Genomic DNA, 11,617 nt, shown 5'->3' with positions numbered 1-11,617 from the left:
CAGAAAAGCAATTATCTAACGGAGATTGCCTGATAGTATAATGGTAGTACGACGGTTTTTGGTACCGTTTGTCTTGGTTCGAATCCAGGTCGGGCAACAACAAAAAGATTCGGATTTTGAATTTTCAGTTTCGGGTAAACCGATAGAGAATTTGAAATCCGAATTGTGTTTTTAAGGTTTTATACAAGCAAAAGTTGCCCTTAAACAACGGCAGCCATCAGTTTGAAATCCAAATAAAATGCCGTTACAGTTTAATCCTGTTAAATTATTCTCAGGTTCAGGTTCAAAAGGGTTGGCTACCGAAATTTCGGCAAGCTACGGCCGTGAACTTGGCGAGGTAGTTCTTTCACGTTTTAGCGATGGTGAGTTTCAGCCTCACTTCAATGAGTCGGTACGTGGTTGCGATGTGTTTTTGATACAATCAACCCATCAGCCTACTGATAATTTGATGGAACTGCTGATGCTGATAGACGCGGCCCGCCGCGCTTCGGCACATTATGTAACGGCTGTTATACCGTACTTTGGTTTAGCCCGTCAGGATCGTAAGGATAAGCCGCGTGTAGCCATAGGTGCCAAGCTTGTTGCCAACTTACTGGTAGCCGCAGGTATTAACCGCATCATGACCATGGATTTGCACGCCGCGCAGATACAGGGCTTTTTTGACATCCCGGTTGATCACCTTGATGCCTCGGTAATATTTGTGCCATACATAAAAAGCCTTGGTCTTACCAACCTTACCATTGCATCGCCGGATATGGGCGGCTCGTACCGTGCACGTACCTTTGCAAAGTTTTTTAACGCCGAGGTGGTAATATGCGATAAACGCCGTAAACGCGCCAACGAGATTGAATCAATGACGGTGATAGGTGATGTGGTTGACCAGGACATTGTACTGATAGACGATATTTGCGATACGGCCGGCACCCTGTCAAAAGCGGCAGGCCTGATCATGGAGCGTGGCGCACGCAGCGTAAGAGCGGTATGTACACACCCGGTATTATCAGGCAAGGCTTACGAAACGGTTGAAAAATCGGCTTTAACTGAGCTGATAGTAACTGATACCATACCGCTGAAATACCAAAGCGACAAGATCAGGGTGCTATCAACCGCTGAGCTTTTTGCCAAGGCGATAACAAACGTAAACGAGCATGGCTCAATAAGCCAGCTTTTTAAAGTAGATTAAAAAAATACTTCATGGTTGATGGCTTATGCCGGTCAGCATGAATTAATAAAGAACTTGTGGCGGCAAGCGCCACGGAATAAACAAATAAATAAATACAAAAAATGAAATCATTTGCTATTAGCGGTTCTCTGAGAGAGAACGTAGGGAAAAGAGATGCTAAAGAGCTGCGCTACCAAAGTCTGGTGCCTGCAGTTCTGTACGGAGGTGAAACTCAAACTCACTTCGCAGTATCCGCAGCTGATTTGAAAGCCGTTGTTTACACGCCGGTTGTTCACTTCATCGATCTTGACATTGCCGGCCAAAAAGCTCAGGCTATTATTAAAGACATTCAGTTTCACCCGTTAACTGAACAACTTTTACACGTTGACTTTTTACAGCTTGACGAGAACAAACCAATTGCTATCGAAATCCCTGTAAAATTAACCGGTACTTCTCCGGGTGTTAAAGTGGGTGGTAAACTGGTTCAAAAATTACGTAAACTGCGTATTAAAGGCTTACCTAAAGATCACCTTGATAACATCGAAGTTAGCATCGAGGAGCTTGAAGTAGGTAAATCAGTACGTGTACGCGATATTAAACTGGACAACCTTACTATCACCAATGCTCAGGAAGATACCATCGTATCAGTAACTACCTCACGTGCATTACGTCAGGCTGAGCAGGAAGCTGCAAAAGGTAAATAATCTTTAATTAAGATATTATTGGAAAAGGGGGCATTATTTAATGCTCCCTTTTTTTGCGTTTAAGGATTTTGCCTGTATTTATTTTAATTACTTAACTTCAACATAAAACCTGTCATATTTGTAATCATAATATTTCCACTACCTTAGTATATATGCACTCATTTGATTTCAGCTTTGTAAAGGTTACGGTGTTCGATGTGCTGGACGTGTTGCTCGTGGCCTTTATTATATACCAACTATATAACCTGATACGCGGTACCATTGCTGCCAATATATTTATTGGTTTAGCGTTGGTTTGTGCCCTGTATTTTGTAGTACGCGCGCTTAACATGCAACTGCTAACGGGTATTTTAGGCAACTTCATGAATGTGGGCATCATTGCCGTAGTGGTGGTGTTTCAGCAGGAGATACGGCGCTTTCTGTTACTGGTAGGAAAAAATGCCTCGCTGCAGCGAAACCGGGCATGGTGGCAATACTTTTTTGGGAAGAACACGGTCGAAAAAAATAACTATATACGCATTAAGCCCATTATTGATGCCTGCAAAAGCATGAAGCAATCGCGCACGGGCGCGCTGATCGTGATCGTGAAGATATATGATGAACAGTTTTACCAGAACAGTTGTGAAATGATGGATGCACGTATATCAAAACGTTTGCTGGAAAGCATATTTCAAAAATATAGTCCGCTGCATGATGGGGCGGTGATCATATCAGAGAACAAAATAAAATCTGCCAGTTGTATATTGCCGTTAACCGAAAAGAGTGATTTGCCCGCGCAATTCGGTTTGCGCCACCGCGCAGGTATCGGCGTAACCGAAGCTAACGAAGCTACGGCCATCATTGTATCCGAAGAAACGGGCGAAATATCATATGCCAAGCAAGGCCGTGTAAAAATGAATATCAGCTTTGCTGAATTGGAAAAATTGCTGAATAAGGATTTTTAAACGTTTTAAGGATTAACCTTCACTCTCCCCACCGTATCCGGGTTAATAATTTGTACCCTTTTTATGGGCATGTTATAACCTGTAATTTTATTGCCTTTGCCTTGTACCGGCATTTTGCTGCTGTAGCCCTGTATTTTTGATACCGGCATACGGCTGTATACTATAATATCATTGTTGATTGGCGCACTTTGAACAGCTACAATTTCACTTGGGTTTGATTTTACTTTACTGCTATCAGTTGGAAAAATATAACTTTTACTCACACTATTCCAGGCATTTGACTGGGGCATGATTACGGCTGGTTGCTGCGCTTGCGCATAACCAAAAGCGGCGGAGAACAGCGCGATAAAAGCAAGTTTTTTCATGATAATAAGTTGGGTTTTTTGAATAAAAAAGGGTTGCCTGTAGTTAACAGACAACCCTTTAGACCTATTGTTGCAAAAAAAGTTTAATTACTTTGCATCATTTATTTCTTTAAGAGCTTCATCAGCGGCTTTTACTGATGCGTCATCCTTTAATTCGGTACGTTTTGTTTTGATACCGGTGATGGTAGTAATTACAAAAGGGGCTATGCCATATTTTTTATACTTCACACCCAGATCCTTCAACACCTCGATACCTTGCTGTGCATAAGCCGGGTTTTTAACACGACCAGCCAGATCAGCAAATTTTTGCGCTGAATTAAATTGCGCCTGCGGGCCCGATTCTTTAAACTTCTCGTACACATAAGGCCACTCCGCATCGCTGCCGGCGGTTGAGTAGGCGGTGATAATGGCTGAAGTTAATGCACCTTTGCTATCTTTCTCTAAAGCTTTGGCATTTTTCAAAGCCTCGGCCGGTTCAAGTTGTGCCAGGGCGTTTAATGATGCGCCTTGTACCGCGTATGATTGGCTTTGAATGCCATCGCGGAAGATCTTGATCATGCCTGATGCTTTAAGTTTACCCAATACGGTAATGGCAGCAGCCTTAACGTTGTTATTTTGATCGTTACGGGCAATATCCATCAGTATGGGCTGGGCTGCATTGCGCACCTCATCGTTAGACATGTTGGCAGCGTTAATGGCTTTAATACGCAGGCCATAATATTTATCTTTCAATGCGGCGATGATGATCTTCTGCGCGTTTTTATCGCCTTGTACAGGCGCGGCAGCCTCAATGGCCTCAAGGCGGTCAAGGTATAAAGGCGCGTTAGCATACTGGAATGCAAATTCCTCTAACGATTTTTTATCGTTCTTTTTAGCCGGTAAAACCTTGTCACCGTCAACGTTCACTAAATCAGGTTTTGATGCTACTTTAAAGGTTAAGGTATCGGCCTTGTTGCGCAGCCATACTTTATGGCGCTCTTTTTTACCACCGGCATAAACATCAACCGCTATAGGTAAAATAAAGGCATCGCCGGTTTGGGTTTGGTTAACGTAAACGGTTTGAGTTTTTGTGCCTTCATCCCACTTGTAAGTAATATCAAGCACAGGATGGCCGGCGTTAAAGTACCACTCGTTAAAAAACCAGTTCAAATCGCGGCCGCTGGCTTCTTCAAGCGCTAAACGCAGTTGGTGTGCTTCGCCGTTTTTAAAGGCATTTGTTTTAAGGTAAATACCCAGGCCTTTGTAAAAGGCATCCTCGCCTAAGTAATTGCGCAGGTAGTTCAATATGGTACCGCCTTTTTGGTAGGTAACCACATCAAAAACATCCTCTTTATCATGATAATGAAAGCGTACCAGGTTTTTGGTTTTAGCATCGCCGCTGCGCAGGTAGTTTTGCAAGTCGTCATAAATATGCGCGCCGCCTTCATCTTTGCCGTATTTGTATTCGGCCCACATGGTTTCGCTAAAATCGGCGAATGATTCGTTCACGGTAAGGTTACTCCAGCTTTCGGCAGTAACATAATCGCCAAACCACTGGTGGAACAACTCATGTACTATAGTGCTGCGGCCACCATCGTAACCGGCATCCATCAATTCGCGGGGGGTACCTTGTACATATTCGCCGTGCAGGGTAGCGCTGGTGTTCTCCATGGCGCCGCTCACATAATCACGTACAACAATCTGCGCGTATTTGTTCCACGGATAATCAACCCCCAGTTTTTTTGAGTAAAACTCCATGGCCTCCGGCGTAAAACCAAAGATCTCCTTAGCGTAAGGGGCGTACTTAGGCTCCAGGTAATAATTAACCTCTTTGTTACGCCATTTATCTTTATATATCTTAAAATCTCCAACGGCCATCATAAACAGGTATGGCGAGTGTGGCAACTCCATTTTCCAGGTATCGGTACGGGTGCCATCGGCATTTGTTTTTTGCGTGGCTAAACGGCCGTTTGAAAGGGTAACGTATTTGGCCGGTACCGTCATGCTGATCTCCTGCGTTGTTTTCTGGTTCGGCTTATCAATGGTAGGGAACCATGCTGATGATGATTCCGTTTCGCCTTGCGTCCATATCTGCGTCGGCTTGTCCTTCTCGGTACCGTCAGGGTTAATAAAGTATAAACCTTTAGCATCGCTGATGGCTGCACTGCCCTGGGCTTTCAGTTCATCAGGTTTTGCAGTATAGTCAAGGTATACAATATAAGTTTCGTTATTACGATAAACCTTATCCAGCTTAATGGCCAGGCTCAGGCTGTCATAAGTAAATTTAAGCGGCACATTCTTGCCATTTTTAACAACCGAAATATTTTTAATGTCCATTCCCTTGGCATCCAGTCGCAGGCTGTCGGTTGGGTAAAAGTGGGGTTTAAGGGTAATCCACTCTTTACCGTACAGGTAACGCTTTTTGTAATCAAACCGCACATCGAGTTTGGTATGCACCAGGTCGTTAATTTTAGCTACTGTTTCGCGGTAGATCTTGAATTGAGGGTCATCAGCCGGTTTTTGCTGAGCCACGGCCGGTACAATGCAGGCAGCCATTAGGAGAGCTTCTGCAATCAGCATTTTTTTCATGTTAATGAGGTTGTTATAACGCAAATTTATAATATTAATATAGCCCTGCAATCATTTAATAATTTATAACTGGCGGCAGTTTATAGCTTATAAGATGCCGCCAATAGCCAAAATGTTACAATGCAATGTTTCGTTTGGCTATATTTACTTTTAAGTTTACCTAACCAATTAATAAACAATGCCCATTGCATTGAATAATAATTTCTATCAAACCATATATGAAGACAAACCGCAAAGTATTACCACTCATTATTGCCGGTACCATGCTGGCCTCAACATCATCAGCACAAATAAAAAAAGGGTATGTAAGCCTGTTTGACGGTAAGACCCTGAAAGGTTGGAAACGCCTTGCCGGCACTGCCGATTATAAGGTAGTGGATGGTGCTATACAAGGTACAACGGTAACCGGCAGCGGTAACACTTTTTTAGTTACCGAAAAGGAATACGGGGATTTTGTACTTGAGCTGGATGCCAAGCTGGAAAGCACCATCAGCAACTCGGGCGTGCAAACCCGCAGCCACTTTGATGCTGCTGCAAACAACAGTAAAGGCAAGGTTTACGGCAGGCAGTGCGAGTTTGATCCATCGTCAAGGGCATGGGCGGGTGGTATTTATGATGAGGGCAGGCGCGATTGGCTATACCCGATGGATCTGAACGCCAAAGCCAAAGGTGCTTTTAAGACAGGCGAGTATAACCACATCAAAATAGAATGTATAGGCAACCAGATGAAAACCTGGATAAACGGCGTGCCGATGGCTTACGTAGTTGATACGGTGGATGCCAAAGGCTTTATTGGTTTGCAGGTACACGCGGTAAGCAAACCTGAAGAAGCCGACAAAAAAATATGGTTTAAAAACATCCAGATAAAAACTACAGGCTTAAAGCCCGAGCTGTTTAACAAGGATATTTATGTGGTTAACCTTACCCCGAATGCCCTGGCCGCTGCCGAAAAGCAAAACGGCTGGCAACTGCTGTTTGATGGTAAAACCAACAAAGGCTGGCACAGCGCGCGTGGTACGGCCTTCCCGGCCAAGGGCTGGAACATCAGCAACGGGCTGATTACGGTGGAGCCATCAAACGGTGCCGAATCAACCAACGGGGGTGATATTGTAAGCGATGCGCAATATAAGGCCTTCGATCTGTCTTTCGAGTTTAAGCTGACCGAAGGTGCCAACAGTGGTGTAAAATACTTTGTTACGCTGGATGAAAAAACGCAGGGATCGGCCATCGGGCTGGAGTTCCAGGTACTGGACGATGAGCGCCACCCTGATGCCAAGCTGGGCAGGGACGGTAACCGCACATTAGGATCATTATATGATTTGATCACCGCAAAAAAACAACCGCGTTATATTCACCCTATAGGTAAATGGAACATTGGCAGGGTAGTGGTTTATCCTAATAACCATGTGGAACATTACCTGAACGGTGTAAAGGTGCTGGAATATGATCGGGGATCGAAGGAATTTAAGGATCTGGTGGCCATCAGTAAATATAAGGTATGGCCAAACTTTGGCGAAGCACCGCAGGGGCACATCCTGCTGCAGGATCATGGCAATGCCGTTAGCTTCCGCAATATCAAGATACGTAACCTGTAAAACATACCAAACAGATCGTTAGTTCATCAAAAACTAACGATCTGTTTACTTACCGGGTATAGCTTTGCACCTTAATATGATATACGCTGCCCTAAAAAGTCCGGTTAGCCTGATAACCATGTTGTTATTCGCTGCCACTGCCTCATTTGCGCAAACCAGTGCCATCAATAAGGCCCACAGCCACAATGATTATAAGCAGAACATCCCCTTTTTGCAGGCATACTACGCACAGGCCGGATCTATAGAGGCTGACGTTTTTTATCTCGACAATAAATTATACGTAGCGCACGAGCGTAAGGAAATTGAGCAAGGCCGTACGCTTACCGAGCTTTACCTGAAACCCCTTGCGGCATTATTTCGCAAAAATGGCGGTCGCTCGTATGCCGATTCAAGTTTGCACCTGCAACTGGTGGTTGATATTAAGGAAGATAAAGCACATGTGATTCCTGCACTCATCAAAGAGTTGGAGCCTTTTAAGGATGTTTTTCAATCGAACAACAAAAGCACCGTAAAAGTGGTATTGAGCGGTGATATGCCTGCCCCGGCGGAGTTTGAAAAATACCCGGCCTATATATACTTTGATGGCAGGCCCAATATCAATTATACCGATGCGCAGCTAAAGCGCGTGGCCATGATCAGCGATGACCTGGGCAGCTATACCGAATGGAACGGCAAGGGGGTACTCACCAGGCCCGATTCCGTTAAGCTAACCACGATAATAAACAATGCCCACGCCAAAGGCAAACCTTTCCGGTTTTGGGCAACGCAGGATAGCCCCAACACCTGGATACAATTACAAAAGCTGGGTGCCGATTGGATAAATACCGATCATCCGCAGCAACTGCATGATTTTTTGGCTAATCGCCACAAACTGGAGTTTATCAACCCGAAACCCCACCCGGTTTACACGCCAACCTATAAAACAGACGGTGTAAAAAAGCCGGTAAAAAACATCATACTACTTATTGGCGATGGTATGGGCTTGGCGCAGATACAAGCCGGGCTTACGGCAAACCACGGGCAGTTAAATCTGCTGCAATGCCGCTATAGTGGTTTCTCACAAACGCGCGCCGCCAATTCTGATAATACTGACTCCGCCGCCGGGGCAACGGCCATGGCAACAGGGCATAAAACCAATAACCGTTATATTAGCATTAACCCGGCCGGGCAGGCCTTAACACGCATACCTGATACGCTGGCCGCTAAAAAAATAAAAAGCGGCATCATAAGTTGTGCTGATATTACCGATGCCACCCCGGCAGCCTTTTATGCACACAATATGGAGCGCAGTAATTCAACAGCTATTGCCGCTGATCTGCTGACGAGCAATGTTGACGTATTGATAGGCTCTAACCAAAAAAGCTTTTTCAATAATCCGGATGCAGGGTTAATGCAAAGGCTGAAAGCAAGGGGGTACACTGTTGATACCACATTAGCCGCATTGCAACAAAGGCAACAAGGTAAACAACTGGTTTTGCTGGCTGATGCTGAAACGAGGCCTGTAATACAAGGTCGTGGTGATATGCTGGCGCAATCGCTTAAAGAAACCATCCGTTTATTATCAACCAACAAAAACGGCTTTTTTATTATGGCAGAGGGCGCGCGGATTGATCATGGCGGCCATGCCAACGATCTGCCATTCCTGGTTACTGAAATGCTCGACTTTGACCGCACCATAGGCGAGGCGCTCAGGTTTGCCGACCAGGATGGCGAAACATTGGTTATTGTAACTGCCGACCATGAAACCGGTGGCCTGAGTTTGCTGGATGCATCAACTGCCGAAGGGCGTGTGCTGGGTAATTTCAGCACGAACGATCATACCAGTATCAACGTGCCGGTTTTCGCTTACGGGCCAAACGCGGGCGAGTTTATGGGCACCTATCAAAATACGGAGATCTTTAACAAGGTTGTGAAATTGTTGCTTGGTTCCAGGTAAATAACGGGACGTGGCATAGCAATAAAAAGCTTACTATTTTATATAGTAAGCTTTTGCTGTATTGGGTAGTGTAGGGTGAGGGCGTTTAGATGCCCGTTCGGTATATTTAATTATTTTATATTGTAGCTCATCAGTTCGGTTTTTGATACCTGCTCATCCTGTACGGTACCATAAGTAGCGATCATGCCTACACCTTTGGCTATATAAAAATCAAGGTATGATATGGTTACCCAGTTGTTATTTACTTTAAAGCCGGTTTCAACACGGGTATGTATTACGTTTGAGTAATTTTTGCCCAAAACGGTTTTTGAGGTGCCTTTTTCTTTAATAGTGGTTTTCAGGCGTGCCTGTATATCGCCGTCCGGGTCTTCAATAGTAAAAAGGGTTTCCCAGCTTTCGTTAACCGCTTTTGTTTCATTCAGGTATGCAAATTCAAGGTCCATGCCGGTAACCTCGTCATGTATAATGGTGCTGTAAACGCTATTGTTCAAGCCCAGGTATGTTTCTTCGGTACCCTCGTTATCAACCGTTTTTGTAACGTAGAATTTTTTATTGTTAATGGTTTTGGTTTGCGCGGTCATGGTGCTAACTGAAGTATCAGCTATAAGGCCGCCTTCGCCCAGGTCAACTTCGGTACGGTATTTCCACTCTGATCCGGCGGTGAATGGCTGGTAAGTATCTTTGCCATTGCCGTTATCAGGATTGTTGTCATTATCTTTTTTGCACGAACCTAAAAATAAAGCGCTTGCTGCTAACAGTGTATAAATTATTTTTTTCATTGTGATTGAATTTAAATTGCCCTCGGGCTTTTGTATTGATAAATGTTTGGTTTTGCCGAAAGCTGCAGGGTACCGCTGCTGCTTTAATGGCGATTTGAAAACCATGACGGGTATTTATTTCTGAACGTTACAGATGTGTAACAAAAAAATTATACAATATTTTGCTTAGTGTAAAATGTTGCTGCGTTGCGTATTACGCGTATGGTTTAATATAAGTATTGCTTATTTTAAGTAATAAATAAGTTGGCTTAGTGTATTGGCTTCGATCTGTAAAAAAGTCAAAAAAAACGCGGAACGATGTAGGTTTCGTTCCGCGTTTTTATAATAAATGGTTTTTGATTTATTTACCAGGGGTATAACTTACCAGCTCCATTTTGTCAATCTCCATATCAAATGCAAAGGCTGTCGCGTAAATAATTCCTACGCCTTTGGCAAGGTAAATTTCATTGCCAGTGTATGATATCCATTCATCGCCAAGTTTAACATCAGTTTTTATCCGGGTGTGCACCACATCGTTGTAAGTTACGCCGCGCACGGTTTTACTGATGCCTTTTTCAAGTAATTCAACGCTAAAGCGGGCATTAACGGCCTGCCCCTCGCTTACATAGTTAAATAATTGCTGATATGTTTCACCAATGTTTTTACGATCATTATAAATAGGCATAATGGCGTTTAAACCTAATGCAGCAGCCTCAGCTTGTTGAGCGTAAATACCATTATTATAGCCTATGTATCCGCTAATAGTTCCGGCGGAACTGGTGGTTATACCCTCGTAAAAAACCTGTCCATCTATTTTTTTTGATTTGCCGTTTAATATAGTAGTACGGGTGTCTTCAATCACAAAATCCCCGATACCGCTCTGGCCATGGTATACCCATTTAGCGCCTGCGCCAAATGGCTGATAGGTTGCATTGGTAGTTGTACCCGGTATTTCGCCAGTGTTTGGCGTATTCGGGAAATCATCTACCCCTTTTTTACAGGCTGTGAATATTAAAGTGAATGCGATAAGGAGCAGGTAAGCTTGTTTCATGTATGTGTTAAAGTTAGCGCTAACATACAAAAAACCGGGCTAATTTATATGTTTCTCTTCGCCCCCCTGTAAAGCGCTCCGGGCCGCTCTTAGGGAAGAGCGGCCCGTGGCGCAGGGATCAAAAGTTAATAAGGGTATTATATATTTTAGTTGATGGTAACAACAGCAGCGCTGTAAGCAGGTACCTGAATGGTGAAAGACTTTTGGTTAACGCTGAAGGTTTCGGTACCGGTGATGCTGAAGTTGCCTTTAGCGTCCACGCTTGCCCCACCGAAGGCGATGTTATCGGTAGCGGTAACAGAGGCGGCGATCAGCCTGGCCACGGTAACCTTTGAAGCATTCCCGGTCAGCTTCACGGTGTACAGGATGTCTTTATCATCCTTGTTGATCAGGGTAAGAGAGGTAACACCGTTCTTTACGGCAGCATGCGCGGCCTGGTTAACCGTAGTAGCGGCAGTTTTAACCGGCACCACACGGCCACCCACAGCACCGTATTTAAAGGCCAGCATGCCATAGTATACCGGCCTTGCGCTG

The 11,617-nt window shown here is 44.4% G+C and carries 10 protein-coding genes and 1 tRNA gene; 6 read left to right on the top strand and 5 right to left on the bottom strand.

Annotated elements, in window-relative coordinates; all coding sequences use genetic code 11:
• Nucleotides 1–26: 26 nt before the first annotated feature.
• From LJ707_RS16820 to cdaA, 4 genes are all read left to right on the top strand, one after another.
• A tRNA-Gln gene (locus LJ707_RS16820) sits at nucleotides 27–97 on the top strand.
• A 141-nt stretch (nucleotides 98–238) separates the two neighbouring features.
• Nucleotides 239–1,183 (top strand): ribose-phosphate pyrophosphokinase, encoded by a 945-nt coding sequence (locus LJ707_RS16815; protein WP_228953181.1) that lies wholly within the window; start codon nucleotides 239–241, stop codon nucleotides 1,181–1,183.
• A 101-nt stretch (nucleotides 1,184–1,284) separates the two neighbouring features.
• Nucleotides 1,285–1,866: a 50S ribosomal protein L25/general stress protein Ctc gene (locus LJ707_RS16810; RefSeq protein WP_228953178.1), complete on the top strand. Its 582-nt coding sequence runs from the start codon at nucleotides 1,285–1,287 to the stop codon at nucleotides 1,864–1,866.
• A gap of 152 nt (nucleotides 1,867–2,018) precedes the next feature.
• Entirely contained in the window at nucleotides 2,019–2,810 is a 792-nt protein-coding gene (gene cdaA / locus LJ707_RS16805; RefSeq protein WP_228953175.1) for a diadenylate cyclase CdaA, read from the top strand.
• Between the two features lie 5 nt (nucleotides 2,811–2,815).
• Here the strand turns inward: cdaA and LJ707_RS16800 are convergent, their stop codons facing one another.
• Both LJ707_RS16800 and LJ707_RS16795 read right to left on the bottom strand, forming a co-directional pair.
• The gene (locus LJ707_RS16800; protein WP_228953173.1) at nucleotides 2,816–3,175 is read right to left on the bottom strand and encodes a hypothetical protein; all 360 of its coding nucleotides are present in this window, start codon (nucleotides 3,173–3,175) and stop codon (nucleotides 2,816–2,818) included.
• Between the two features lie 87 nt (nucleotides 3,176–3,262).
• On the bottom strand, nucleotides 3,263–5,743 hold the full coding sequence (locus LJ707_RS16795; protein ID WP_228953171.1) for a M1 family metallopeptidase: 2,481 nt from the start codon (nucleotides 5,741–5,743) through the stop codon (nucleotides 3,263–3,265).
• A gap of 218 nt (nucleotides 5,744–5,961) precedes the next feature.
• Here LJ707_RS16795 and LJ707_RS16790 point away from each other — a divergent pair, with 218 nt between their 5' ends.
• Nucleotides 5,962–7,338 (top strand): DUF1080 domain-containing protein, encoded by a 1,377-nt coding sequence (locus LJ707_RS16790; protein ID WP_228953169.1) that lies wholly within the window; start codon nucleotides 5,962–5,964, stop codon nucleotides 7,336–7,338.
• 76 nt (nucleotides 7,339–7,414) lie between these two features.
• Nucleotides 7,415–9,274, top strand: a complete 1,860-nt coding sequence (locus LJ707_RS16785) for an alkaline phosphatase (protein ID WP_228953167.1) — start codon at nucleotides 7,415–7,417, stop codon at nucleotides 9,272–9,274.
• A 110-nt stretch (nucleotides 9,275–9,384) separates the two neighbouring features.
• On the opposite strand, the gene LJ707_RS16780 is transcribed toward LJ707_RS16785, so the two are convergent.
• The 3 genes from LJ707_RS16780 to LJ707_RS16770 all read right to left on the bottom strand — a co-directional run.
• Nucleotides 9,385–10,053: a hypothetical protein gene (locus LJ707_RS16780; RefSeq protein WP_228953165.1), complete on the bottom strand. Its 669-nt coding sequence runs from the start codon at nucleotides 10,051–10,053 to the stop codon at nucleotides 9,385–9,387.
• A gap of 340 nt (nucleotides 10,054–10,393) precedes the next feature.
• Nucleotides 10,394–11,083: a hypothetical protein gene (locus LJ707_RS16775; protein WP_228953163.1), complete on the bottom strand. Its 690-nt coding sequence runs from the start codon at nucleotides 11,081–11,083 to the stop codon at nucleotides 10,394–10,396.
• A 146-nt stretch (nucleotides 11,084–11,229) separates the two neighbouring features.
• Nucleotides 11,230–11,617: glycosyl hydrolase family protein (locus tag LJ707_RS16770; protein ID WP_228953161.1), on the bottom strand; the 388-nt coding region annotated here is incomplete at its 5' end.

This window comes from Mucilaginibacter sp. UR6-1 (assembly GCF_020880975.1).
Taxonomy (GTDB): domain Bacteria; phylum Bacteroidota; class Bacteroidia; order Sphingobacteriales; family Sphingobacteriaceae; genus Mucilaginibacter.
Note: the sequence above shows the minus strand (reverse complement) of the source record. Positions and strands in the feature narration are given on the sequence as shown.

What these genes read in the sequence shown, in the direction of transcription:
- LJ707_RS16815 (WP_228953181.1), top strand. Translation starts at nt 239, where the DNA reads ATGCCGTTACAGTTTAATCCTGTTAAATTATTCTCAGGTTCAGGTTCA.
- LJ707_RS16810 (WP_228953178.1), top strand. Translation starts at nt 1,285, where the DNA reads ATGAAATCATTTGCTATTAGCGGTTCTCTGAGAGAGAACGTAGGGAAA.
- cdaA (WP_228953175.1), top strand. Translation starts at nt 2,019, where the DNA reads ATGCACTCATTTGATTTCAGCTTTGTAAAGGTTACGGTGTTCGATGTG.
- LJ707_RS16800 (WP_228953173.1), bottom strand. Translation starts at nt 3,175, where the DNA reads ATGAAAAAACTTGCTTTTATCGCGCTGTTCTCCGCCGCTTTTGGTTAT.
- LJ707_RS16795 (WP_228953171.1), bottom strand. Translation starts at nt 5,743, where the DNA reads ATGAAAAAAATGCTGATTGCAGAAGCTCTCCTAATGGCTGCCTGCATT.
- LJ707_RS16790 (WP_228953169.1), top strand. Translation starts at nt 5,962, where the DNA reads ATGAAGACAAACCGCAAAGTATTACCACTCATTATTGCCGGTACCATG.
- LJ707_RS16785 (WP_228953167.1), top strand. Translation starts at nt 7,415, where the DNA reads ATGATATACGCTGCCCTAAAAAGTCCGGTTAGCCTGATAACCATGTTG.
- LJ707_RS16780 (WP_228953165.1), bottom strand. Translation starts at nt 10,053, where the DNA reads ATGAAAAAAATAATTTATACACTGTTAGCAGCAAGCGCTTTATTTTTA.
- LJ707_RS16775 (WP_228953163.1), bottom strand. Translation starts at nt 11,083, where the DNA reads ATGAAACAAGCTTACCTGCTCCTTATCGCATTCACTTTAATATTCACA.